Consider the following 24,745-nt stretch of genomic DNA (forward strand, 5'->3'; position numbering starts at 1 on the left):
TCAGCCCTTCTTCCCTTGGATGAGGTCGGCTGCCGCGCGGGCCGCGCCGCCGTCGTCGTACGAGCCGAAGTCGGCGGCGAACGCACGGCGGGCGGCCTGCCAGTCGCCGTCCGCCTTCTTGATCCCGTCGAGGGTCCGCAGCAGCTCCTCCTGCGTCTCGACGACGGGTCCGGCGGCGCGCGTGCGCAGGTCGAAGTAGGTGCCGCGGTCGGCCGCGTAGGCGTCGAGGTCCGGTGCGAAGTGGACCAGGGGCCGGTCGAGGAGGGCGTAGTCGAACATGATCGACGAGTAGTCGGTGATCAACACGTCGGCCAGGACGAGGAGTTCACTCACGTCGTGGTGGCCGGACACGTCGACGACCGTGCCGGGCGGGGTGACGGGCAGGCTCGCCGCCTCCAGGTAGTGGGCGCGCACGAGCAGGACGTGCGTGTCACCGAAACGTCTGGCGAACTCCCTCACGTCAAGCGGCAGTTGGACGCTCCGCCCCTTCTTCGGGTCGCCGCGGAACGTGGGTGCGTACAGGACCACCGTGCGGTGGTCCGGGATGCCGAGTTCCGTCGCGAGCGCCGGGCGCGGGAAGCGGCCCTCGCGCTCGTCGCGTCCGCGGGCCTCCACGAGGCGGTCGTTGCGCGGGTAGCCGGCGCGCAGCAGCCGCTCCTCGGGGATTCCGTAGGCGCGGGCGAGGGTCCGTACGTCGTTCTCCGAGCGGACCATGAAGTGGTCGAACCGGCCGACCGCGCGCCGCAGCTTCTCGCGCTCGGGGGCGTTGCGCGTCCTGAGCCGCGCCTCGTCGAAACCCATGCGCTTGTACGCGGATCCGTGCCACGTCTGCAGATACGTGGTGTGGCGCGGCTTGTCGAGGGCGTGCGGGAAGCCCTGGTTGTCGACCCACCACTCGGCGCGGGCCAGGGCCCACAGATACCGCCAGGACCAGCGGCGCACGAGCCGGGACCCGGCCGGGAACCCGGCGCTCGACGTGGCGTACGACCAGACGCAGCGCACCCGGGCGCCGCGGGCCAGGAGCTCCTCGTGCACGGCGCGCGGACTGTCCCCGTAGCACTTGCCCATGTGGCTCTCGAAGACGACGAGGCCCTTACTGACGGGCAGCCAGGACAGGGCCCGCCGGTAGACGCGCAGCTTGACGCGCTGGGAGTGCAGCGCCTCGCGCTTCTTGCCCAGGGCGCGCAGTACGGGCTTCAGCTTCCGGGCGGGTCGGAAGTGGGTGACGTAGTGCAGGGCGGACTGCGCAGTGCGGGCCGCGCGGCGGCGGGGCAGCAGGCAGACGGCCAGGTGGTGCCCGGCGGTGACGTAGGGCTGCCAGGTGTCGGCGGTGAGGCGGGTCAGGAGGGGGCGGGCCGGCAGGGCGGTGGCGCGGGTGGGGACGGCCGCCTTGTCGGCGAGCAGGCCGGTGGTGACCGGAACGCCGTCCACGGTGAGGACGAGCCGCGGGTCCCACACGCGGTCACCGATGCCGCGCGGGCGCAGCGCGCCGGTGAGGGGCAGCTCCGCCCGCCACACGACGCCCCCGTCCTCCTGGCGTACGTCTCTCACCGGCACGGAGAGCGTGTGCGCGCGGCCGCCGCGCACCGAGAGGTCGAGGCGGGCGGTGAGCGCGGGCCGGTGGTCGAGGAGGCCGAACGGCACGACCAGGCGCCCCTCGACGGCGATCACCGCGCCCTGGCGCAGGCAGTGGGTGACGCGGTTCAGGAGGCGCAGTTCGGTGAACTGCCGGTACTGGTGGCCGAGTTCGGTGAGGTCGAACGTGTCGTCGTCGGCGTGCTCCGCGCTCCAGCGGACCCGCCCGGCGCCCGTCCTGACGAGCGGGGAGACGACGGTGCCGGGCCGGTCCAGGGCGTACGCGGCGGCCTGCACGCCGTCCGCGTCACCGTCGGCGAGAAGCCGTACGCCGATGCGCTCGACGGGCGGCAGCGCACGCAGCGCGTCCGGGGCGACGAGGCCGTCCAGGCTTGCGGCGAGGGTGTCCGCAGCCGCGCGTCGCGCCTCGGGGCCGAGCGGCAGGAAGGCTCGGACGCAGGGGATCACCTGGTCGGCGAGAAAGGCCTGCGCCCGCAGGAGGCCCAACTCACTTCCTGCACCCAGGAGTTCGAGCGTGTCCCGCTGGGCCTGCGCGGCGTCCGGCAGGTCCCTCAGCGGATCGGCCGGGGCGCATCCGGTGGTGATCAGGTTCGGGACGAGCGCGATGCGCCGGGCGGCGAACGCGGCCCGCACGCCGAAGGGGGCCCGCCCGGCGCCGGACAGCGCGCCGAGTGCGCCGCGCCGCACGCAGAACCCGGCGCTGAGGCTGTCCCGCGTGACGAGTTCGGGCGCGTCCGCGACGTCCTCGACGACCCGGGACCTGGCGTGCAGTTCCCTGTGCCAGGCGGGCGCCTTGTCCCGGCGGCCCGCGACCAGGTCGGCGTCCGTGCGGCGGCCCGCCTCGAAGAGGTTACGGCAGGCGTGCCGTTCGAGCCGCTCCCCCGGGGCGGCGACCATGACGTACCGGCCGCGGGCGGCGGCGAGTCCCAGGTCGCGCAGGACGCACGCGGGGCGCTCGGCGCCGGCGTGGACCAGCCGGATCCGCTGCGGGTCGCCGGCCGCGAGTGACATGGCCTCCTCGTCCGCCCCGGCCGTGACGAGGACGGCCTCGGTGGCGGCCAGACTCTGGTCGAGCACGGACCGTACGGTGGCGCGCAGGGCGGCGGCGTCCGTGCCGCAGACGACGACGCAGCTGATGTCGTACGACTCCGGGGTGCTCATCGGCGACCTCCCGGCAGCATGGCGTCGGCGACGTGCGCGGCGGCGCGTCCGTCGTCCAGGTCGCAGAACACCTCGCAAAAGCGGCGGTAGGCGTCCTCGTGCCCGGCGGTGGCGGCGGCCGGGTCGCGCAGCGCCTCGACGACCTCCTCGCCGGTGGTGAGCAGCGGCCCCGGCGCCTGCGCGACGAAGTCGAAGTAGAAGCCCCGGAGCGTGTCCCGGTAGTGGTCGAGGTCGTAGGTGTGGAAGAGCATCGGCCGGCCGGTCTGCGCGAAGTCGAACATCAGCGAGGAGTAGTCGGTCACCAACACGTCACTGATCAGGAGGAGTTCACCCACGTCCGGGTGACGGGTGACGTCGCGCACGAAGCCGGACGCGGTGCCCGGGACGGTGCCGCCCACCAGGTAGTGGCGGCGCACGAGAAGGACGTGGTCGTCGCCGAGCGCGCGCTCGGCCGCCGCCAGGTCGAGGCGGAGGTCGAGCCCGTAACGGCCGCCCCTGCGCGGCTGGTTCTCGCGCCAGGTGGGGGCGTAGAGGACGACGCGCCTTCCCTCGGGGATGCCTAGGCGTTCGCGGACCGCGGCGGCGACCTTGGCGCGGTCCACCGCGTGCAGCAGGTCGTTGCGCGGGTAACCGGACTCCAGGACCTCGCCGTGGTAGCCGAACGCGCCCCGCAGGACGGGGGTGGAGAAACGGTTCGGGGAGACGAGCAGGTTCCACTGCGCGGCGCGTTCCGGCAGCGTCGCGATGTAACGCCGGTCGCCGGACGGGCTGTCCGCCAGGTCGCGGCCGATGCGCTTGAGCGGGGTGCCGTGCCAGGTCTGTACGACGTACTGGTCCTCGGCACGCTCGAACCAGTCGGGCAGCTGCGTGTTGGTGACGACGTAGCGGCTGCGGGCCAGCGCCTCGTACCACTCGGTGCTCCACAGGGCCACGGGCCGGCAGCTCGCGGGCACCGTGACCTGCTGGTCGCGCACCACCCACAGGTGCTCCAGGGGTTCACCGCGGGCGATGAGCTCCTCGTGCACGGCGCGCGGCGAGTCCGAGAACTGCCGGCCGTCGAAGCTGGAGTACAGGACCGTGTCGGTGCGGGGCTCGACGCGCAGGGACGCGTAACGGGTGCGCAGCGCGGCCTGCTGGGCGCCGCCGCGCTCCGTGACGGCGAGGGCGGATCCCGGCTCGATGACGAGGCGGTCGTAGTAGCGGCGCCCCACGGTGAAGTCCCGGCCGCCCAGGGCCCGTACGAGGGGCAGGGTCTCGTGCCGGGCGGGCGCCACATGGACCTGGCGGTACCGGCCGGGGTCGCTCTCGCCCGGCTCACGCAGGAAGAGGTACCAGCGGCCCTCGGCGAGCGGCAGGACTCCGGCGGGGCCCGCGACCGCGTCCGGACACAGCGCCGCGCCGAACCGCCCGCCGGACACCTCGACCGGAACGACGGCCTCCTCGTCGTGGCCGCTGTGCTGGAGCAGCAGCTCCCACGCCGTGCCGGACGCGTCGGGGAAGCTGCCCGCGACGGCGAGCCGCCCGTCGTCCTCCCAGGTCAGGGTGTCGACGAGCGGCCGTACGGTCTGGTTGCGCAGCTCCACGTTCCCGGCGGCGTTGGCGAGGACGAGCAGTTCGCGCCCGGCGCCGAGCGGGTGGCGTCCCGGCGGGATGTCCGGGCGGACCGCGAGGGCCGACCACTCGTCGTCCCCGCGCACGAGGCCGATGCCCCACGGGTCGGTCTTGCGGGGCGAGCCGGAGGCGTCGGTCGCGGTGCCCGCGATCAGTTCCAGGCGCAGCTCTGCGGTGAAGGCGCGGCCCGAGCGCTCGACAGGGAGGTCGTACGCCTCCTTGGTGTGCCAGTTCTCGACCCGCAGCGCCTTGAGGTCGGCGGGCGCCCCGGGGGCGAGCTCACCCTCCAGCCTGAGGGTGCCGCCGGACTCCTCGTGCCGCGCGAGCCGCGCCTGCACGCGCTCGGCCCGCAGCCGGAGCCGGCCCGCGCTGAGCCGGGGCGCGATCCGCAGGAAGTCGCCCAGATAGCGCACGGGCAGTGCGGCGAACCCGCCCATCCGCACGGGCCCGGTACGCAGAAGACCGCCTCCGAAGGCGGCCATCTCGACGTTCCAAGTGGTGTGCGGCCGCTTGGTGACGAGCCGCGCCGCGTCGATGACCGTCTCGAACCCGGACCTGTCGTAGCTGTGCAGCCCCTGCTTGGAGCGGTAGGTGGCCTCTCGGGAGCGGACGGTGCGCACCTTCAGGGGCACCACGCGGCGCTTGCCCGCCCGCAGCCAGGCGAACTTGGCGCGCGCCCCGGCCCGGCCCGCGGGCAGATTGCGCACGTAGGCGAACCCCTTGAGCCGCAGCCGCCCGGCCTCGTCCCAGGACGCCTCGGTGATGTGCGACTTCAGCGGAAGATCGGCCTTGCGGAGCGCGGTCACGGCGCGCGGCAGGGGCCCGGTGACGGGCGGGAACTGCGCCCTGCGCCTGCGCGGCCCGCGCGCCACGAACGTCGTGCCGTTGCTCTTCTCGTACGTCATGAACGCGAGCAGCTCGGTCAGGCGGCGCTCCCGGATGAGCTGCCACTTGACGCGCAGGGCCAGCGGAAGCCCGGCGAGGACCTCCGGGTCGACAGTGTCCGCGAAGGAGTTGGCGTGGTCGAGGAACGCCTCGTGGTACTCGGCGTCGCCGAGCGGCAGCGCCTCCATGAACAGCCAGAGGTCCCCCGCGAGCACCGTCGCGTCGTAGCGCCGCTTGCCCTTCACCCAGGCGGCGGCCTCCGGGGTGCCGGCGCTCTCGCGCGCCTTGTCCCCGAGGAATCCGCTGGCCGAGCGGACGGCGGCGGTGCGGTCGGCGACGGCGCGCGGCCTGGTCCGGCGGTTGGTGATGGAGCCGTCGCGGTCGCGCCACAGATAGACGGGCCCGGACAGGACGTCGACGCTGCGGGCGAGGAAGTGCGCGGGCACCATGACCGGGGTGTCCTCGAACAGCACACCCACGGGGAACGCGAACGCATGACGGTCCCAGAAGTCCTTACGGAACACCTTGTTGCAGGCGATGCGGTCCCCGAGCAGGTCCCAGTACCGGGTGACGTGGGTGGCGGCGCGGTCCGTGCCCATCACCTTGCGGAACATGGCGGACTGCTCGGTGCTCCCGTCGACGCGCAGCCGGTGCACATTGCCGGTGGCGAAGTCGGAGCCCGACTCCTCCAGGGCGTCGAGCATGCGCGCGTAGGCGTCGTGCGGCACCACGTCGTCGCTGTCCACGAAGGCGAGGTGCGCGCCCGTGGCCAGGGCCGCACCCGCGTTGCGCGCCGCTCCGAGGCCCGCGTTCTCCTGCCCGACGTAACGGAAGCGCCGGTCGCGTGCGGCCATGGCGCGGGCGATCTGCGGACTCCCGTCGGTGGAGCCGTCGTCGACCATCACGACTTCGAGGTCGGGCATGGTCTGCGCGGCCAGCGACGCCAGGCAGGCGTCGAGGTACGCCTCGACGTTGTAGATGGGGACGACGACGGTGAGTCGTGGTGTCATGCGCTGCGCACATTCCTTCCGGAGAACTGACGGGCACGGCTGCGCGACCCGCGAGGGACCTACTGGTTAACAACCGGCCCTGTGGATCCGGGTCACCACGCCTGAGCCGTTCGGGTGATCACGCAGCGATCCCGCGCAGCGGGCCGGCGGGCGGCCGCGCTGCGCGGGATCGGTGGGGTCGGGTCGGGGGCTGCGGGCCGGGGGGCTGCGGGCCGGGTCAGGGCTTGACGGCGATGCGCCCCTCGTCCATGCGCAGGAGCAGGAGCCGCTCGCCGGTCTTCTCCAGGAACTCGTCGACGGCCTGCCGCGAGCCCTGCCAGTAGCCGTAGTCGTCGATGAGGAGGACGCCGCCGGGCACCAACCGGTCGTAGAGATGGTCGAGTTCGTGCTTGGTGGAGGCGTACCAGTCGGTGTCGAGGCGCAGGATCGAGATCTGCTCCGGGGCCTGCTGGGGGACGGTGTCCTCGACCTTGCCCCGCACGAAGTGGACGCGCTCCTCGGGGTAAGGCACGGCCTGGAAGCCGGACTTGACGTCGTCCAGGGTGGCGACGGCCCAGATCGGGCGGTCCTTGCCCTGGGCGGCGAGCAGCTCCCCGGCGGACTTGCCGTCGCGCCTGAGGTCCTCGTCGGTGGGCGGCGTCATGCCCTCGTACGTGTCGAAGAGGTAGAGGCCGCGCTCCGTGTCGCCCTGCGAGAGGAGGGTCTTGGCGCAGGCCTGCATCGAACCGCCTCGCCACACACCGCACTCGACGATGTCGCCGGGGATGTCGTGCTTCACGATGTGGCGGGTGGCGAGGATGAAGGCGTTGAGGCGCTCCGGGGACGTCATCGTGTACGGCTTGACCGCGCGGATGATGTCCTTCGCCTCGTCGTCGTAGTCCTCGGGGAAGACCAGGCCCTTGGGTTTCGGCGGCTGCGCGGGCTTCGGCCTGGATGCCGGGGCCGACGGCTCGGGCGCGCGGGCGGCCTGCCGGGGAGCGGGCACCGGTACGCGGGTCAGCTGGTACCCGGTGAGCTGCTTGATGACGCCATTCACTGCGCTTCGCCATGCCATGCGCGGCACCCTACGTCCGTGATATTCCGCATGTCACCTTTCGTCAACCAGTAGGCGTTTCTCTGCATTTGATACGCCCGCGGGGCGGGGAACCACCGCCGCCGGCCGGCCGCACCGCTCCCGCCCGGCCAGCGGCGTGGGCAGCGGCACTCCGTCGACACCGCCGACGCGATTGGCCCACCAGCGCGTCGTGGAGCGCACGAACGCCATGGTCAGGCGCGGGTACTTGGCCGGCTTGCGGAAGACGCCGACGGTGTCGCCCCAGTAGGCGTGCTTGGCGTCGATGCCGGCGTAGGCGTGCCGGATGCCCTTCATCGGCGGGAAGTCGGTGTACACCTCCCGCAGTTCGAGGCGCGTGTACGCGGCCAGGGCGCGCATCCCGTCCGGGTAGTAGCGCCAGCAGTCCTGCGCGTCGTGCACATGGCCGCGCGAGGGGGCCGTGATGAACGCCGTGCCCTCCGGCTTGAGGACCCGGGCGATCTCCAGCATCGACGCCCAGAAGAACGGGATGTGCTCGAAGGCCTGGCCCGAGATGAGGAAGTCTGCGCTGTTCGAACGGACGGGGATGCGGTACGGCTTCGCCATCACCGCGTCCACGTTGCGCCCCTCCAGCACGTCGACGCCGACGTACTCGGTGTCGTACCCCTCCAGGAGCGACTTGTGGGTGCGCACCTGCCCGTCCGAGACCCGCGCGCCGAGGTCGACCACCCGCAGCCGCCGCCCGCGCGGCAGGTAGCTCCGGACACAGAGCTCCATATGTTCGTACGCGGACTGATGCATGGCGGCCTCCGTCAAGGGGGTTGGGGCGACGTGATGGCTCTTCAACGCGCCTGACCCCGTCGGGTCACCGTGCGAGACGGCGCGGCGTGTGCCGGGACCACCACTTCCTGGCCGGTTCCTCGACGTACGTGAACAGCGCCCAGGACAGCGCGACGACCGCGACGGCGAGTCCGCACAGCGCGAACAGCGCGGAGTTGTCGGGCCGCATCCGGCCCCAGGTGTCCTGCACGTACCGGTTCAGCGTCTGGTGCAGCAGATAGAACGCGTACGACCACGCGCCGAGCAGCACCATGGGGCGCGAACAGAGCACCCCCCGGCGTCCGGACAGCTCGCGCTGGGCGTACGCGACGATGAAGAGCGCCGCGAACACGGCGACGAACGGCCGCACGGTCCACTCCAGTTGGCCCACCGCCTGCGGGGAGAGCCAGTCGGCCCGGTGGCAGTACGCGGCCGTGTACGCGGCGAAACCGGCGAGCAGTACGGTCGGGCGCAGGGCGATCCGGTGGCCGCGGCGCAGGGCGATCGCGCACACGAGGCCGACCGCGAACTCGGGCAGGCGCGTCACCGGGTGGCGCATGACCCATTCGCGGGCGAAGGGCGAAAGATGGTCGGCGGCCCACCAGTTGACGGCCCACATGGCGGCCAGACCGGACGCCGCGAGGAGCGCGAGGGTGCGGGTGCGCAGCCGCAGGGCGGGGCCGATCACCCAGGGGAACAGGAGGTAGAAGAACACCTCGACACTGAGCGTCCAGGCCACGCCGTTGCCCGGGAACATCGGCACGACGCCGGGGAACCAGGTCTGCACGAGCAGCAGCGACGTGACGAAGCTGAACGCGTCCGTCGGCACACCGCCCCAGAGGTAGAACACCCAGATGCACGGGATCGTGGCGGCGAGATGGCCGGGCCAGATGCGGCCCACGCGACGCCAGTAGAAGAGGCCGCGGGGTGTGCCGGGGCGGTGCCCCCAGGCCAGCAGGAACCCGGACAGCACGAAGAAGAACCCGACGCCGTTGACGCCCATCGTCGAGTACGGGAAGAGCACCGGCGCCTGCGCCAGACCGCTGCCCGGGGCGAGGCCTGTGGTGTGGTGCACGAAGACGGCGAGGGCTGCGATGAAGCGCATCCCGGTCAGCGAGTCGAGCCGCGGCGCCCGCTCCTTCGCGGGGCGGGAGCGGGCGGGCGCGGGGAGAAACGTGGTGGTCACAGGGCGGCTCCTTGCCCCGGGGTGAGGGTGGCGCCGCAGCCGCCGGTGTGGTCCTGCGCGGCGATCAGCCGGTCGAGGCGGGGTTTCGCCCAGGCACGCACGGCGGTGATGCGGGCGGGGTCGTGGACGGCGTCGGCCCGGACGAAGTCACCGCCGTTCCCCTGCCGGTACAGCGGGACGTAGCCGGCCTCCGCGAGGCGTGCGAGGGTCAGGCCCGGCTTGTTCACCCAGGCCGCGTGGACGTGCAGGAGTTCGGGGCGCTCGGCGCGCAGGACGTGGTCGCGCAGGGCCCGCGTGTCGCCGGCGGCGTACGCGTCCGCGACACGGCGGTCTGTCAGGCCCGCCAGGTCCAGTACGCGCAGCCGCGTGGTGAGCAGCGTGCCGCCGAGGTCGGGCAGGGCGACGGTGGCGTGGCGCAGGCCGAGACGCTGGGCGTAGGTGTTGAAGACCTGTCCGTAGCGTTCGGCGACGAAGCACATCGAGAGCGTCGGGTGGGCCTTGAACGCGGCCTCGCGGCCGGCCTGTCCGGCGTGTGCGAGGACGAGCGCGCCGGTCAGCGCCGTGACGAGGACGGCCCTGCCGCGGGCTCCTTCCGACTTCCACAGCACCACGGCCGACAGGGCGGCGACGGCCGCCGCGAGCACCCACACCGGGGTCGCGAACCGGTACAGGGCCATCCAGTCCCGGCCGAGCACCCCGTACGCGAGCAGCGCCAGGAGCAGTGGCACGAGCAGCGCCACCAGGGCCCGGCGCCCCTTGCCGGGCCGGGCGAGCACAGCACCGGCGCACAGTGCGCCGATCAGCGCGAAGGCCCAGCCCGCGTACGTCAACAGGTCGCTCGACTGGGCGAGTTGGGCGAGTCGCGGGGTCTGCTGCGCCTTGGCGACCGCCGTGTTCGGCACCCACAGCCCGAAGACGGCGTGCCGCCACAGGAGGAACGCGCCGTAGGGCACGGCGACGGCGGCGGCGTGCAGGGCCAGCGCGCGAACCGACCGGGCCAGGTCGCGGCGGCGCAGGAAGAGGACCAGGACGAGCGGGTAGGCGGCCGCGAGTACGGCGCCGTCGGGGCGGGTCAGCGCGGCGAGCAGAGCGAGCGCGGCGGCGGCCAGGGCGGTGCGCGGGGCGGTGAGACCGTCGCGGGTGACTCCCTCGCCGGCCGTCGCCGTCGTGCGCGGGCCGGCCGGACCGTTCCCGGTGACCCCCCGCACCAGCACCGCCGCCATCGCCGCGGCCGTCAGCCCGTACAGCGGGTTCTCCAGGCCCGAGAAGGACCAGGCCACGTAGGACAGGTTCGTGGCGAGGACCGTGCCCGCCAGGAGCGTCACCGCCCAGGCACGGCCGGGCACCACGGCGCGGGCCGCCCACGCGATGCACCCGAGGGTGCCTGCCGTGCACAGCAGGGCGAGTGCCTTCGGGTAGAGGACCAGGTCGCTGACGCCCAGCAAGGCGCCGTGGTCGAAGAGTCCGAGTCTGCGGCCCAGGGCCATCAGGGCGAGCCAGGACGGGTTGGAGTACCCCTCCACCGGGGCGGCGCCCGGGAGTTGGACCAGGCCGAGGCCCTCGTCGACGCTGCGCGCGTAGGCGAAGGTGACGGCGGCGTCGTCGACGATCCAGCGCCCGAGTCCGGCGGCTCTGACCGCGATCAGCGCCGTGGCCGCGAGAACGGCGGCGAGGTCGGCCCACCGGCGGATGCGGGACGCGGGTCCGGCGGGTGCGGCGCGGGCGGCGGGCACGTTCGGCGCCCGGTCGGCGCGGCGGTTGTCGAGCAGGGCGAGGAGCGAGGCGTTCATGGGGACTCCGGCGTGGGCTCGGTGGGAGTGACGGTCGCCGCGGCAGGCCCCGCGGCGGCCGCGCAGGTGGGGGCCGGGCGGCCGACGCGTTCGTACAGGCGGAGCAGCCCGCTGTGGCGTCTCGACTCGGCGAGGGGCGTGAAGTCCCGTTCCAGGAGCACGAGTTCGGCGCGTTCGGCGGGGTCGCGGGTGCGCCAGCCGGGGCGGCCCGCCTCCGCGTCGAAGAGGACCCAGACGCGGGTCAGGCACGCCATCCGGGCGCGGATTTCGGCGGGGCCCGCGTCCACGCCGTAGAGGGTTCCGGAGCGGGCACCCGTCGACTTCAGGGCCACGTCGCGCACGCCCGCGACCGCGCGCGGGTACGTCCCCGTCAGGCGTCGGCCGGTCTTCGGCAGGTAGAGCAGCGCGTCGCCGGGCCGCAGGTCCCGCTCGGCCATCCGCGCCACGGCCCCGAAGTCGTCCCCGCGGCTCTCGGGCGACCGCTCGCGCAGCTGCGCCGGGAACTGCGCCCAGAACGCCACCGCGACCAGGGCGGCTCCGGCGGTCACCTGGACGTACCGGGAGGGCCGCACCCGCTCCGGCAGGCGCCGCAGGACCGCGTCGGCGCCGGCCGCGACCAGCAGGGGCAGCCCGGCGAACGCGAAGAACGCGTAGCGCGGCGCGTACAGCGGCTGCCACTGCGACACGGTGAGCAGCAACGCGGGCGGCACCACCGCCAGCGGCAGCGCGACCGCCGCGAGTCCGCACGTCCCCCGGCGGACCGCGGGGGCGAGCACGGCGGCCGCGGCGAGCAGGAGCGTGGTGTCGAAGACGGCGCCGGGGTGGCCGGCGGCGAGCCGCAGCAGCGCCTCCGCGTCCGCCCAGCCCGGCCTGCGGATCCACGCCACCTGGAAGCTCTGCTCCCGCGCCTCGCCGGCGAGGGGCAGCACCAGCAGGACGGCGGCAGCGGCGGCGGCCGACCAGCCCCGCCACAGCACGGGGGCCGCGCGCGAGACGAGGAGGGTGACGGCGTGCGCGGCGAGGACGAGCACGGCGAACTCGTGGAGCCACGCGGTCACCGTCACGAGCGCGGCGTACCCGGCCCAGGCGGGCCACGACGGATGCCGTACGCAGTGGACGAACAGGAGCGTCGCCGCCGCCGCGCCCGCCGCGACGATCGCGTACGAGCGGCCCTCCTGGGCGTAGTAGATGGTGAACGGCGAGGCGGCGTAGAGGAGTCCGGCCCACAGGCCGACGCGGGGCCTGGCCAGGCGGATGCCGAGCGCGGCGACGAGACAGGCCGCCGCGGTCGCGCCGAGTACGGACGGCACCCGCATCAGATAGGCGTCGGTCCGCCCGCCGAGCACGAAGTGGATCAGTACGTAGTAGAGGCCGTGGACCGCGTCGACGTTGCCGAGGAGATGGTGGATCTGAGGCAGGGAGCGAGTGGCGACGAGCATCGTCGCGGCCTCGTCCCGCCATATCGTGCCGCGGTCGAGCCCCCAGAGTCCGAGGCCCAGCATCACCACGCCCGGCAGCAGGACCGCGGTCACGACGGGAGCGGCAGAGGGAAGGGCCCTGAGGGTGCGGCCGCGCGGACCGTCCGAAGAGATGCGCACGCGCCGATCCTGTCCCAATTGACCCTATTTCTGACGCAGCCTTGCCGTCGTGGGTCATGCCTGCGGTGCGGGACGGGAACGAGAAACGGGGCGCTCCCCGGCGGCCGGGGGCGCCCGGCCGCCGGGGAGCGCCCCGATGCGACTGCTCGATACGGCCGAGCGATACGACCACTCGACTCGACCGCTCGATACGGCTACTCGACGACGAGGTCGACGTCGATGTTGCCGCGGGTCGCGTTCGAGTAGGGGCAGACCTGGTGGGCCTGCTCGACCAGCTTGCGGCCGGTCTCGGCGTCGACCGACTCCGGCAGCTCCACGCGCAGCGTGACCGCGAGACCGAAACCTTCGCCCTGCTTGCCGATGCCGACCTCGGCGGTCACCGCGGCGTCACTGATGTCGACCTTCGCGGCACGGCCGACGAGGCCGAGCGCGCTGGCGAAACAGGCGGAGTACCCGGCGGCGAAGAGCTGCTCAGGGTTGGTGCCCTGGCCACTGCCGCCCATCTCCGTGGGGATGCCCAGCTGGAGGTCGAGGCGGCCGTCGGAGCTGACGGCACGGCCGTCACGGCCGTGGGTGGCGGTGGCTACGGCGGTGTAGATCGCGTCCATGAAAATCCATCCCTCATGCGGTGAAGTGCGTGCTGCGCTGACGGATACAAGTAGAGCACGCAATTCAGTTGTGCACAACTCAATGACGCACAGAGGTTCCCAGTTACCCTGGACCCATGACCACCGAGACGACCGAGACGACCGGCGACGAGGAATTCCTGCGGCTCGACCGGCAGATCTGCTTCTCCCTGAACGCCGCCTCGCGCGCCTTCGGCGGCGTCTACCGCACACTCCTCAAGGACCTGGGCCTGACCTACCCCCAGTACCTGGTCATGCTCGTGCTCTGGGAGGACGGCGAGCTGCCCGTGAAGCGGCTCGGGGAGCGGCTGCGGCTCGACTCAGGCACGCTGTCGCCGCTGCTCAAGCGCCTGGAGGCGGCCGGCCTCGTCCAGCGGGAGCGCAGCGCCCGCGACGAGCGCTCGGTGAACGTCCGGCCGACCGGCGCGGGCGCCGAGCTGCGCGGGCGCGCGGCGCTGGTGCCGCGCCGGATCGCGGCCGCGACGGGGTTCGACCTGGCGGAGATCGAGGACATGCGCGCCCGCCTGGACCGCCTGACGACGGCGCTGGACGGGGCTGCGCTGGACGGCACGACGCCCGACGGCGCGGCGCTCGACGCGTAAGGCGCGGCACTCGACGCGTAACCGGCCACCCGCACCACCCGCGCCGGACGCCTGACGTCCTCGCCCCCGCCCCCGCCCCCGCCCTCACCCTCGCCTTCGCCCGACACGGAAGCCCTATTCGGCTGATTATCACCGCATATGCGGGCATACGCGGGCATACGCTCGTACGCTCGCGCAGGTGACGCTCGAGACTCAGCCGCCGCCCACCACCGCAGCGCCCGTCCATGCGACCTGGGTCCGCCCCGGGCCCCTCGCACGGGCGGCACTCCCCCTGATCTGGCTGGCCACCCGCGCCGCGATGCTCGCCCTGCTCGTCACGGACGAGCACACCCCGCTCGGCGTCGGAGGCGTCGCGCACGAGGTGCACACGCTGTACGCCCGCTGGTACGCCACCCTCGCCGTCGGCTCCTTCCCTGCCGGTGACGCGATGTGGCAGTACCCGCCCGGCGCGGGCCCCGTCCTCCTCCTGCCCGGCCTGATCCCCGGCCTCACCTACTTCCAGGCCTTCGTCGCCCTGACGCTCACCACGGACGCCCTGGTCACGCTCGCCCTCGCCCGGGCCGGCGCGCGGCCGAGACGCAGCGCGGGCGGTGCCTGGCTGTGGGTGGCCGGGCTGCCGCTCCTGCTGCACATCCCGCTGGCCCGCTACGACATCGAGGTCACCGCACTCGCCGTGTTCGCGCTGCTGCTCATGGGGCGGTTCCCGCGCACGGGCGGCGTGCTCGCGGCGTGCGGCGCGCTGGTGAAGGTGTGGCCCGCGCTCGCCCTGCTCGGCACACCCCGGGGACGCACGAGCCGGGAGGCGTGGACGGCGGCGCTCACGTCCGCAGCCGCGCTCCTGCTGGTCCTCGCGGTCGCCTTCCGCTCGCCGTTCTCGTTCCTGCGCCAGCAGGGCGGGCGGGGCGTGCAGATCGAGTCACTGGGCGGCACGGTCCTGTCCTTCGCGCGCAAGGCGGGCTGGTCCGGGCAGGTCCGCTTCCGGTTCGGGGCGATGGAGTACGTCGGCCCGTACGTGGACGTGGTGGCCGCCGCGTCCCTGGTGCTCACCGCCGTCGCGGCGGCGCTGCTGATGCTCTGGCGGCTGCGGGCGCAGAGCTGGAGCCCCGCGACACCGTTCGACGCGGCCCTCTGCGCCGTCCTGCTCTTCACCGTCACCAGCCGCGTGATCAGCCCGCAGTACCTGATCTGGCTGCTCGGGCTCGCCGCGGTCTGCCTCACCTCGCGCCGCACCACCCAGCGCCCCGTCGCCGTACTCGTCGTGGTGGCGGCCGGCCTGAGCGCACTCGCGTACCCGGTCCTGTACCGCGACGTCGAGGCCGCCACATGGACGGGCTCGCTGCTAATGCTGGCGCGCAACGGCCTGCTCCTGACCGGGGCCGTCCTCTCGTACCGCTCCCTCTGGAAGGGAACGAAGGCGTAGGAAATTTACTTTCCGGACAATTGACGCAAAGGCCTAGGATTTCCTTCTGTGGAAGCAGCGCAGCCCCAGCCCAAGCCCCAGCAGTCACAGGTTTCCGTCGTCGTCATCGGCTACAACGACGCCGCACGGGTCACCGACGCCGTACGCTCCGCCCTCGCGCAGGGCCCCGCCGTCCGCGAGGTGATCGCCGTCGACGACTGCTCGACGGACGGCAGCGGCGAGCTGCTCCAGCGCACGGCCAACGCCGAGCCACGCCTGAAGGTGGTGCGCCGCGCCACGAACAGCGGCGGCTGCGGCACCCCGCGCAACGACGGCGTCGACAGCGCGTCGGCGCCGTTCGTCATGTTTCTGGACAGCGACGACGTGCTGCCGCCCGGCGCCGTCGACGCCCTGCTCGGCGCGGCTCTCGCGCACGGCACCGAGGTCGCCGCCGGTCTGTGCGTGCGCCGCGAGCTCCCCTCGGGCCGCGACATCCCGTGGCAGCCCGACCTGTACGCCGAGGCCGCCGTGATCCCCCACCCGGAGCGCCGCCCCCGCATCGTCCACGACACCCTCTGCGTCAACAAGCTCTACCGCACGGACTTCCTCCGCGAGCACGGGATCCGCTTCCCCGACGGCCACTTCGTCTACGAGGACTTCGTCTTCACCGCGCGCGTGCTCGCCGCCGGACCGCGCATCGCGCTCGTCCCCGACACGGTCTACGTCTGGCACGTCCGCCGCGACGCCGAGCGCCTGTCGCTCTCCCTGGACCGGGCCGGACTCGACAACTGGACCGCCCGCATCGAGGCCCACCGCCAGTCCGCCGACATCCTCATGACCGCCTCGCACAAGCGCCTGGCGCGCGCCGCCCGCACCCGGTTCCTCGACCACAGCCTGCGCATGTACGCCCGCGAGCTCGACCTGCGCAGCCCCGAGTACCGCGCCGAGTGGTGGGACCGCACCCGCGCCTACCTCGCCACGTTCGACACCGCCGACATCGACGCGGCGCCCGCCCCCGGCCGCGTCGTCGCGCGCGTGATCCTCGCCTCCGGCCACCCGCGCGACCTGCCCCGCCTCAAGGAGGTCGCGGCCCGCCCCGCCCGCCTGCGCCCGCCCTACGCACGCGCCGCGGACGGCATGCCCATCTGGTCCGACGACCTCCCCCAGGTGACCCTGGAACACCTCCTCGTACGCCCCATGGAGCTGCTCCCCATCGCCATAGAGGCGGAACTGCGGCCACGCGCGCGTGGTTCACGGCTGCGGCTGCGCCTGTACGACCTGTACGGGCGCGTCGCCGAGGCGGGCCCCACCACCGTCGACATCGAGGTCACCGACCGCCTGCGCCACCGCCCCGCCCGGCGCCGCACGGTGACCTTCGTGCCCGGGTCCGACGCCGGGACCTGGGAGGCCGGGGCGTCCCTCGACCTGTCGGCGCTCGCCACCGGCACCTGGGACCTGCGCCTCCATGTGAACTTCGCGGACGGCACGGGCCGCGACGCGAGCGCCCACGCCGTCACCGGCCCCGGCCTCCTGCGCCGCACCGCCCTGCCGAGCCTGCGCCACGGCATCCTGCTCGCGCATCCGTACGCGACGCACTCCGGCGCCCTCGCCGTGCGCCTCGCGCCGGGCGTACGCGGAGCCGTGGCGGTGGCACGCGGTCGCCTCAGCCGCCTGCTTCACTAGGGCCTGTCTTCAAATTCCCGCCGACCGCACACGCACGACACGCACCGACTCGACCGAGGGGACCCTGGACCGACATGACCTGGCTGATCACCGGCGGTGCCGGATACATCGGGGCGCACGTCGTCCGCGCCATGCAAGAAGCGGGCGAGCGGACCGTGGTCTACGACGACCTGTCCACCGGCGTCGCCGAACGCGTCCCGGACGGCGTGCCCCTGGTCGTCGCCTCGACCCTGGACGAGGAAGCCGTGGCCCGCGCCATCGCCGAGCACGGCGTCACCGGCGTCGTCCACCTCGCCGCGAAGAAGCAGGTCGGCGAGTCGGTGGAGCTGCCGCTGCACTACTACCGCGAGAACGTCGAGGGCCTGCGCGTCCTCCTGTCTGCGGTCACCGCGGGCGGGGTCCCGTCCTTCGTCTTCTCCTCGTCCGCCGCGGTGTACGGCATGCCCGACGTCGACCTGGTCACCGAGGACACCCCGTGCCTGCCGATGAGCCCGTACGGCGAGACGAAACTCGCCGGCGAGTGGCTGGTCCGCGCGGCGGGCCGGGCGCACGGCCTCGCCACGGCATCCCTGCGCTACTTCAACGTGGCGGGCGCGGCCACCCCCGAACTGGCCGACACCGGCGTCTTCAACGTCGTACCGATGGTCTTCGAGAAGCTCACCGCCGGCGAGGCCCCGCGGATCTTCGGCGCGGACTACCCGACACCGGACGGGACCTGCGTACGCGACTACATCCACGTCGCCGACCTCGCCGAGGCCCACGTGGCCGCCGCCCGCCGCCTCTCGGGCGCGGCTCCCGGCACCGACCTCACCCTCAACATCGGCCGCGGCGAAGGCGTCTCGGTCCTGGAGCTGGTCGACCTGATCAACGCGACGACGGGCCACGGCACCGACCCGGTCGTCACCCCGCGCCGTCCCGGCGACCCGGCCCGCGTCGTCGCCTCCGCGGACCGCATCGCGACGGAACTCGGCTGGACGGCGAAGCGCGACGTACGCGACATGGTCGAGTCGGCGTGGCAGGGCTGGGTCCAGGTCCACGGGACCGCCGTGAGGTGAGTCCCCGTTCGGCTCGGGCCGACGCGGGAGCGGCTCCCCCGGGCGGTCGACCGGTCCGGAATCGGTACCGTCCCGGCCGGGGACCATTGGCAGATCTGCGCCAGAACGAACCCCGATGGCCCCCGCCACGGCTACAACGCCCTCAACCCCGCCGCCGTAGCCGAAGCCAGTTTCCCCAGGTACCCCTTGGGCAGCGGCGTCCGCACCACCACGGCGCGCCAGTACAGCGGGCCCGAGATCAGGTCGAGGGCGAGGTCCTCGTCGAGGTCCGCCCTGACCTCCCCGCGCGCGGCGGCGCTGCGCACGATGCCGTTCGCCACCCCGTGCTGGCCTTCGCGCAGCGCCTTCTGCATGGCCTCCGCGATTTCCGGGTTGCGGGCCGCCTCGGCCTGGAGGTCGGGGATGATCTGGCCCGCGACCGGGTGCTTCAGGGCGCGTGATGTGACCTCGTAGAGAAGGCGCAGGTCGCCCTCCAGGGAACCCGTGTCCGGGGCCGGCAGGCCCTGGACCGCTATGGCGGAGACCAGGTCCAGGACCAGGTGCAGTTTGGAGCGCCAGCGGCGGTAGACGGCTGTCTTGCCGACGCCCGCGCGGCGCGCGATCCCCTCGATGGACATACGGGCGTAGCCCACGGCGGCGAGCTCTTCAAAGACGGCGGAGCGGATGGCTTCCGTCACATCCTCACGGAGGACTGCTGCGCCTGCGGGGGCTCTTCGACGTGGCGTCGGCGATGGGGGTCCCCCCTGCTCGAGCGAAGCCGAGAGCTCGGGGGAGGAGTCGGCGTTGGTCATCCGTACAGCATAGGGCGGCACGACGAAACGGTTGCGTTCCGACGTCGGGACGCCCTACGCTCACGTCACGACGATACGGACCCGTTCCGACGTCTCCGACCCCTTGAGCGAAAGCAGCGGATGTGAGTCAGGCACTCGACACACCTCCCCCGCCGACGGCCACCGCGCCGGCGGAGGATCCCGCGGTCCTCGCCGCGCGGTACGGCCTCTCGGTCAGCGGCGCGCGCCCGACCCTCTCGGCGTACGTGGGCCAGCTCTGGCAGCGGCGCCACTTCATCACCGCGTTCGCGACGGCCAAGCTCACCGCGCAGTACAGCCAGGCGAAGCTCGGCCAGGTGTGGCAGGTGGCGACCCCGCTCCTGAACGCGGCGGTCTACTACTTCATCTTCGGCGTGCTGATGAACACGAAGCACAACGTGCCGGACTATGTGCCGTTCCTGGTCACGGGCGTGTTCGTGTGGACGTTCACGCAGAGCTCGATCATGGCGGGCACCCGCGCGATCTCCGGCAACCTCGGTCTCGTACGGGCGCTGCACTTCCCCCGCGCCGCGCTGCCGGTGTCGTTCGCGCTCCAGCAGCTCCAGCAGCTGCTGTTCTCGATGTGCGCGCTCGTGGTGATCCTGCTCTGCTTCGGCGTTCCGCCGGCCCTCTCGTGGTTCCTGGTCCTGCCGGCCCTGCTGCTGCAGTTCGTGTTCAACACCGGCGTGGCCCTCGTGATGGCGAGGATGGGCGCGCGGACGCCGGACATCGCGCAGCTGATGCCGTTCCTGCTGCGTACGTGGATGTACACGTCCGGCGTGATGTGGAGCATCGACAAGGTGCTCAAGAACCAGCACCTGCCGCACGTCGTGCACGTACTGCTGTCCGCGAACCCGGCCGCCGTCTACATCGACCTGATGCGCTTCGCCCTGATCGACAGCTTCCACCACAGCCAGCTGCCGCCCCACGTGTGGGCGATCGCGACCGGGTGGGCGCTGGTCGCGGGCGTGGGCGGGTTCATCTACTTCTGGAAGGCAGAGGAGACGTACGGCCGTGGCTGACACCTCCGGGGAGCGGATCCCCACCGTCATCGTCGACGACGTCGACATCGTGTACCGCGTGAACGGCACCCGAGCGGGCCGCGGCACCGCGACCGCCGCGCTCGGCCGCATCATCGGGGGCCGGAAGAAGGCCGAGGCGCGGGCCGGCGTGCGCAAGGTGCACGCGGTGAAGAAGGTGTCGTTCACCGCCTACAAGGGCGAGGCGATCGGCCTGATCGGCACGAACGGGTCGGGCAAGTCGACGCTGCTCAAGGCGGTCGCGGGCCTGCTGCCGACGGAGAACGGCCGGATCTTCACGCATGGCCAGCCGTCCCTGCTCGGCGTGAACGCGGCGCTGATGAACGACCTCACGGGCGAGCGCAACGTCCATCTCGGCGGCCTCGCCATGGGCATGAGCCGCGAGGAGGTCCGCGAGCGCTACGACGACATCGTCGGCTTCTCCGGCATCAACGAGAAGGGCGACTTCATCACGCTGCCCATGCGGACGTACTCCTCCGGCATGGCAGCCCGGCTCCGGTTCTCGATCGCCGCCGCCAAGGACCATGACGTACTGCTGATCGACGAGGCCCTGGCCACCGGCGACCGGTCCTTCCAGAAGCGCTCCGAGTCCCGCATCCGCGAGCTGCGCAAGGAGGCCGGCACGGTCTTCCTCGTCAGCCACAACAACAAGTCGATCCGCGACACCTGCGACCGGGTCCTGTGGCTGGAACGCGGCGAGCTGCGCATGGACGGGCCGACGGACGAGGTCCTCAAGGCGTACGAGGCGTTCACCAATCCGAACGACGCCAAGGCGGATCCGAAGAAGGCCAAGGTCGCCGTTTCCGCCTGAGGCCGGTGCGGGCGGCCCGCTCCCTTTATCCCTTTTATCCGATTGGTGACACTATGGTGCGCCAGGAGAAGAAGGGACGGCGACCGTGCAGGAACTCAGCGTCATCGTGTACGGCCAGGACGTGCAGGGGCATCTCGCAGACTGCCTGGACAGCGTGAACGGCCAGCTGCCCGAGGGGGCGGAGCTGGTCGTCGCCGCCGTGGACGACCCGGCGCCGACCGCCGACGTGCCGGGCCGCGTCACCGTTCTGGCCCTGCCGCGCGCCACCTCCGACGAGGACGCCCGCGCGGCCGGCGGCGAACGGGCCTCCGGCGCGTGGCTGCTGTTCGTACACGCCAAGGACCGCGTGCCCCCCGGCGCGCTGCGGGCGCTGCAGGAACGGATCGCGGCCCTCCCGGACGGCGCGGACCGCGTGGACGTGGTCCTGGCCGACCATGTCCGCTCGACCTGGAACACCTCCGGCGTCCCGGGTCCCGACGCCCGTCCGCTCGCCAGGGCGGGCGGGCGCGACCTGGCTCTCGCGGACTGCCCCGACCTGCTGAGGGTCACCCCGCTGCTCGGCAACCGCGCCCTGCGCGCCGCGTTCTGGCAGGAGCACCGCGACCAGCTGGCCGCCACCGACGAGGGGTTCGCGGCCCGCGCCGCCCTCGTCCTCGCCGACCGCGTCACGGCTCTGCAGCAGGTGGTCCTCGACGAGCGCAGGCTGCGCCCCGCGAGCCTGCCGCCGCTCACCGAGGAGGAGCACTACGCGACCGTCGGCCGCTACGAGGACCTCCAGCGCCTGATGGCCGACCACGGCACGCCGACCGGTCCCCGCGCGGTCCTCTACGACGTGATGGCGACCGAGTGCATGCGGATCGTGGCCCGCGCCGCGATGCCGGAGCCGGTGGGCCGCGAGTTCTTCCGCCGGGCCTCCCGCGCGGCCGTCGCATGGCGCCCGGAGGGCTACCGCAGGCCCGCGGGGCTCGAAGGCATCCGGCGCCGCCTGCTCGAAGAGGACGCGTACTCCCGGTACCGCGCCTTCCAGAGCGTCAACCACAAGCGCCGCGACCTGAAGTCCGCGGTCAGGGAGCGCAAGCGGCGGGTCGGCGCAAAGGTCCGCGCCCACCGCTACCAGCGGGAGCTGCGCCGGCCCGTGGACCCCGACCTGGCCGTGTTCTCCTCCTACTGGGACCGCGGGGTCTCCTGCAACCCGGCCGCGATCGCCGCGAAACTCGCCGAACTCGCCCCGCGCATCCATCAGGTGTGGGTGGTCCGGTCGGCCGACGTGCCGCTCCTGCCGCCCGGCACCGACCACGTCGTGCCCGGCTCCCGCCGCTACTGGGAGGTCATGGCCCGCGCCACGTACTTCGTCAACAACGTCAACTTCCCCAACGGCGTGGTCAAGCGCCCCGAAGCCGTCCACGTCATGACCCACCACGGCACGCCTCTCAAGCGCATGGGCCTCGACCAGATGGAGTACCCCGCCGCGTCCAAGGGCCTCAACTTCCGCCAGCTCCTCGCCCGCGTCGACAAGTGGGACTACAGCATCTCGTCGAACAGCCACTCCACACGGACGTGGGACCGCGCCTACCCCACGCACTGCGTCCCGCTGGAGTACGGCTATCCGCGCAACGACGTCTTCTACCGCGCCACGGCCGCCGACATCCGCGCCGTCCGCGAGCGCCTCGGCATCGCGCCGGGCCGGCGGGCCCTCCTGTACGCGCCGACGCACCGCGACTACGAGGCCTCCTGGACCCCTCGCCTCGACCTCGCCGCGCTCGCCGAACGCCTGGGCGACGACACCGTCCTCCTCGTGCGCGGCCACTACTTCTACGGCGCGGCGGCCTCGCCGCTCACGGACCTGCGCCGCAGCGGCCGGGTCATCGACGTGTCCACGTACGACCCGGTCGAGGACCTCTGCCTCGCCGCGGACGCCCTCGTCACGGACTACTCGTCGATCATGTTCGACTACGCCGGCCTGGACCGCCCGATCGTGATCTACGCGGACGACTGGGAGATGTACGCGAAGACCCGCGGGGTCTACTTCGACCTGATCGCCGAGGCACCCGGGCCCGTCGCCCGTACGCAGGAGGAGCTGACGGAGACCTTCACCTCGGGCGCGTGGCGCGACGAGGCGTCGGCGAAGGCGCGGGCCGCGTTCCGCCGCCGGTTCTGCGAGTTCGACGACGGCCACGCCGCCGAGCGGGTCGTGCGCCGCGTCTTCCTCGGCGAGCACGAGGCGTCGCTGCCCCCGGTGATCCCCGTCGACGAACGCACCCCCGCGCCCAGCCCCGAGGAGGCGGCCCGCCGATGACCACGCCCACGAGGACGATCGCACCCGACGTCACGGTCACCGTCATCGTCTACAACGACGCCGGGCGGCTGCCGCGCGCGGTTGCCTCGGTCCTGGACCAGACGCACGGCAACATCGAGGTCGTCATCAGCGACGACCACTCGACGGACGCCACCCCCGAGGTGGCCCGCCGCCTCGCCGCAGCGGACCCGCGGGTGCGCTACCTGCGGCTGCCCGCCAACAGCGGCGGGTGCAGCGCGCCCCGCAACCGCGCGCTCGACATCGCCCGCGCCCCGTATCTGATGTTCCTCGACAGCGACGACGAACTCCCGCCGGACTCGGTGGAGTTGTTGCTCGCGGCGCACCGGGACCGGGAGATCGACTTCGCGATGGGCGCGGTCGAACGGGTCCGCGTCGACACGGGCCGCACCTCGACGTGGATGCCGCACCTGGTCGCGGAGCGCCGCACGGTCGACGGGATCGACGCCGAACCCGGCCTGTTCTTCGAGCACTTGTCGACGAGCAAGATGTACAAGCGGGAGTTCCTCGACCGCACCCAGCTCCGCTTCCCCGAGGGCATCCACTACGAGGACCAGCTGTTCTCGGCGCAGGCGTACTGCCTGGCGAAGTCCTTCACGGTCATCCCCGAGCCGGTCTACCGCTGGTACATCGCGCCGTTCGTCGACGCGGACGCCGCGTCGATCTCGAACCAGCGGCACAAGCTCAGCAACGTCCGCGACCGCGTCCACGTCCAGGAACTCATCGACGAGTTCCTCACGGCGGGCGGCCACACCGGGGTGCGCGAGGACAAGGACTACAAGTTCCTCAAGCACGACTTCCGCATGTACGCGGGCGACCTGCCCCACCGGGACGACGCGTGGCTGGCCGGGTTCGCCGAGATCATGAATCCGTATCTGGTGGGGCTGTCCCCGAACGCGTACGCCCGGCTGCCGCGCCCGGAGCGGGTCGTCCTGCAGCTGGTGCGCGACGGCCGCCTCGCCGACGCCCGGCTCGCCGCACGCGGGCTCGGCCACGTGGTGGGCCCGCGCGAGACGGCCCTGGCCGCGTCCGGTGCCGTCTACTGGGGATCCATGGTCCCCTATTCGGCCGAGGCGCGCGCCGAACTCGACCTGTCCGACCAGGAGTTGTACTCGCGCCCGTTCCCCGGCGCCCACTTCCGCCACGAGATCACGCGGATCGAGCGCGGCCCCGGCGCTGCCGTCGACCTGTCGGTCCGCACGTACGACCCCGGTCTGCGCCTCGCCGTCGGCCCGCAGGTCGCGACCCTGCTCGTGGCTCCGGGGCGGCGCCGTATGACGACGCGGCTGCGGCTCGACCCGGTGCGGCCCGGCGTCTTCGAGGGCCGGGTGCGACTCGACCTGGCGGCGGCCCCGCTCCCGTTGCACGGCTTCGACGGCGTACGGCATCCGATGCTCCAGCTCCAGGACCACGGGCTGCGCAACACTTCGATCCTGCTCGCGCCGCTGGACTTCCCCGCGCTCACCGCCCGCGTCGGCTACCACTCGGGCGCCGCCCCGCACCGGGTGACGCTGGAGCCGGAGGGCCGGGGCGCGGGCCGCCTCCAGATTCGCTGGCAGCCGGCGGGGCTCACGGCCCTGGTGACGCACCCGGTGGCGCGCAGGCTGGCCACGGCGTCGGACGGGCGGGTAGGGAACGCGGTACGGCTGGTGAAGAGCGCGCTGCGGTAACCCTTGAACCAGGCCGCACAGGCCGCGCCGGCCCCCGCGAGCCCGGC

17 protein-coding genes are annotated in these 24,745 nt (G+C 72.9%); 8 read left to right on the forward strand and 9 right to left on the reverse strand.

Features of this window, described 5'->3' with window-relative positions; genetic code table 11:
• From AC07EJ_RS25500 to AC07EJ_RS25535, 8 genes are all read right to left on the reverse strand, one after another.
• Nucleotides 1-2,757 (reverse strand): bifunctional glycosyltransferase/CDP-glycerol:glycerophosphate glycerophosphotransferase, encoded by a 2,757-nt coding sequence (locus AC07EJ_RS25500; RefSeq protein WP_478884986.1) that lies wholly within the window; start codon nt 2,755-2,757, stop codon nt 1-3.
• Complete coding sequence (locus tag AC07EJ_RS25505; protein ID WP_478884987.1) at nt 2,754-6,263, reverse strand: CDP-glycerol glycerophosphotransferase family protein; 3,510 nt, start codon at nt 6,261-6,263, stop codon at nt 2,754-2,756. The genes AC07EJ_RS25500 and AC07EJ_RS25505 overlap by 4 nt, the downstream gene beginning before the upstream one ends.
• A gap of 217 nt (nt 6,264-6,480) precedes the next feature.
• Nucleotides 6,481-7,317 (reverse strand): TylF/MycF/NovP-related O-methyltransferase, encoded by an 837-nt coding sequence (locus AC07EJ_RS25510; RefSeq protein WP_389489187.1) that lies wholly within the window; start codon nt 7,315-7,317, stop codon nt 6,481-6,483.
• Between the two features lie 33 nt (nt 7,318-7,350).
• Nucleotides 7,351-8,097 (reverse strand): methyltransferase domain-containing protein, encoded by a 747-nt coding sequence (locus AC07EJ_RS25515; RefSeq protein WP_478884988.1) that lies wholly within the window; start codon nt 8,095-8,097, stop codon nt 7,351-7,353.
• A gap of 64 nt (nt 8,098-8,161) precedes the next feature.
• Complete coding sequence (locus tag AC07EJ_RS25520; RefSeq protein ID WP_389489191.1) at nt 8,162-9,301, reverse strand: acyltransferase family protein; 1,140 nt, start codon at nt 9,299-9,301, stop codon at nt 8,162-8,164.
• On the reverse strand, nt 9,298-11,091 hold the full coding sequence (locus AC07EJ_RS25525; RefSeq protein ID WP_393582225.1) for a hypothetical protein: 1,794 nt from the start codon (nt 11,089-11,091) through the stop codon (nt 9,298-9,300). The genes AC07EJ_RS25520 and AC07EJ_RS25525 overlap by 4 nt, the downstream gene beginning before the upstream one ends.
• The gene (locus AC07EJ_RS25530) at nt 11,088-12,689 is read right to left on the reverse strand and encodes a glycosyltransferase family 39 protein (RefSeq protein ID WP_389489195.1); all 1,602 of its coding nucleotides are present in this window, start codon (nt 12,687-12,689) and stop codon (nt 11,088-11,090) included. The genes AC07EJ_RS25525 and AC07EJ_RS25530 overlap by 4 nt, the downstream gene beginning before the upstream one ends.
• 194 nt (nt 12,690-12,883) lie before the next feature.
• Complete coding sequence (locus AC07EJ_RS25535; protein ID WP_393582226.1) at nt 12,884-13,297, reverse strand: organic hydroperoxide resistance protein; 414 nt, start codon at nt 13,295-13,297, stop codon at nt 12,884-12,886.
• 116 nt (nt 13,298-13,413) lie between these two features.
• Between AC07EJ_RS25535 and AC07EJ_RS25540 the strand changes: the two genes are divergently transcribed.
• From AC07EJ_RS25540 to galE, 4 genes are all read left to right on the forward strand, one after another.
• A complete protein-coding gene (locus tag AC07EJ_RS25540) occupies nt 13,414-13,917 on the forward strand; it encodes a MarR family winged helix-turn-helix transcriptional regulator (protein WP_389491492.1) in 504 nt (167 codons plus the stop codon).
• A gap of 178 nt (nt 13,918-14,095) precedes the next feature.
• Entirely contained in the window at nt 14,096-15,337 is a 1,242-nt protein-coding gene (locus tag AC07EJ_RS25545) for a glycosyltransferase 87 family protein (protein ID WP_389491489.1), read from the forward strand.
• A 48-nt stretch (nt 15,338-15,385) separates the two neighbouring features.
• Nucleotides 15,386-16,999 carry a glycosyltransferase family 2 protein gene (locus tag AC07EJ_RS25550; protein ID WP_478884989.1) on the forward strand — a complete coding sequence of 538 codons (1,614 nt, stop codon included), beginning with the start codon at nt 15,386-15,388 and terminating at the stop codon, nt 16,997-16,999.
• A 74-nt stretch (nt 17,000-17,073) separates the two neighbouring features.
• A complete protein-coding gene (gene galE, locus AC07EJ_RS25555) occupies nt 17,074-18,054 on the forward strand; it encodes a UDP-glucose 4-epimerase GalE (protein ID WP_478884990.1) in 981 nt (326 codons plus the stop codon).
• Between the two features lie 131 nt (nt 18,055-18,185).
• Here the strand turns inward: galE and AC07EJ_RS25560 are convergent, their stop codons facing one another.
• Nucleotides 18,186-18,845, reverse strand: coding sequence for a TetR/AcrR family transcriptional regulator (locus tag AC07EJ_RS25560; RefSeq protein ID WP_389491482.1), 660 nt, complete (start codon nt 18,843-18,845; stop codon nt 18,186-18,188).
• 122 nt (nt 18,846-18,967) lie between these two features.
• Between AC07EJ_RS25560 and AC07EJ_RS25565 the strand changes: the two genes are divergently transcribed.
• From AC07EJ_RS25565 to AC07EJ_RS25580, 4 genes are all read left to right on the forward strand, one after another.
• Nucleotides 18,968-19,885: an ABC transporter permease gene (locus tag AC07EJ_RS25565; RefSeq protein WP_389491479.1), complete on the forward strand. Its 918-nt coding sequence runs from the start codon at nt 18,968-18,970 to the stop codon at nt 19,883-19,885.
• Entirely contained in the window at nt 19,878-20,714 is an 837-nt protein-coding gene (locus AC07EJ_RS25570; protein ID WP_389491476.1) for an ABC transporter ATP-binding protein, read from the forward strand. The genes AC07EJ_RS25565 and AC07EJ_RS25570 overlap by 8 nt, the downstream gene beginning before the upstream one ends.
• Before the next feature lie 85 nt (nt 20,715-20,799).
• Nucleotides 20,800-23,010, forward strand: a complete 2,211-nt coding sequence (locus tag AC07EJ_RS25575) for a bifunctional glycosyltransferase/CDP-glycerol:glycerophosphate glycerophosphotransferase (RefSeq protein WP_389491473.1) — start codon at nt 20,800-20,802, stop codon at nt 23,008-23,010.
• Nucleotides 23,007-24,698, forward strand: coding sequence for a glycosyltransferase family 2 protein (locus AC07EJ_RS25580; protein WP_393582230.1), 1,692 nt, complete (start codon nt 23,007-23,009; stop codon nt 24,696-24,698). The genes AC07EJ_RS25575 and AC07EJ_RS25580 overlap by 4 nt, the downstream gene beginning before the upstream one ends.
• Nucleotides 24,699-24,745 lie beyond the last annotated feature (47 nt).

The organism is Streptomyces sp. NPDC045026, assembly GCF_056432625.1.

What these genes read in the sequence shown, in the direction of transcription:
- AC07EJ_RS25500 (WP_478884986.1), bottom strand. Translation starts at nt 2,757, where the DNA reads ATGAGCACCCCGGAGTCGTACGACATCAGCTGCGTCGTCGTCTGCGGC.
- AC07EJ_RS25505 (WP_478884987.1), bottom strand. Translation starts at nt 6,263, where the DNA reads ATGACACCACGACTCACCGTCGTCGTCCCCATCTACAACGTCGAGGCG.
- AC07EJ_RS25510 (WP_389489187.1), bottom strand. Translation starts at nt 7,317, where the DNA reads ATGGCATGGCGAAGCGCAGTGAATGGCGTCATCAAGCAGCTCACCGGG.
- AC07EJ_RS25515 (WP_478884988.1), bottom strand. Translation starts at nt 8,097, where the DNA reads ATGCATCAGTCCGCGTACGAACATATGGAGCTCTGTGTCCGGAGCTAC.
- AC07EJ_RS25525 (WP_393582225.1), bottom strand. Translation starts at nt 11,091, where the DNA reads ATGAACGCCTCGCTCCTCGCCCTGCTCGACAACCGCCGCGCCGACCGG.
- AC07EJ_RS25535 (WP_393582226.1), bottom strand. Translation starts at nt 13,297, where the DNA reads ATGGACGCGATCTACACCGCCGTAGCCACCGCCACCCACGGCCGTGAC.
- AC07EJ_RS25540 (WP_389491492.1), top strand. Translation starts at nt 13,414, where the DNA reads ATGACCACCGAGACGACCGAGACGACCGGCGACGAGGAATTCCTGCGG.
- galE (WP_478884990.1), top strand. Translation starts at nt 17,074, where the DNA reads ATGACCTGGCTGATCACCGGCGGTGCCGGATACATCGGGGCGCACGTC.
- AC07EJ_RS25560 (WP_389491482.1), bottom strand. Translation starts at nt 18,845, where the DNA reads ATGACCAACGCCGACTCCTCCCCCGAGCTCTCGGCTTCGCTCGAGCAG.
- AC07EJ_RS25580 (WP_393582230.1), top strand. Translation starts at nt 23,007, where the DNA reads ATGACCACGCCCACGAGGACGATCGCACCCGACGTCACGGTCACCGTC.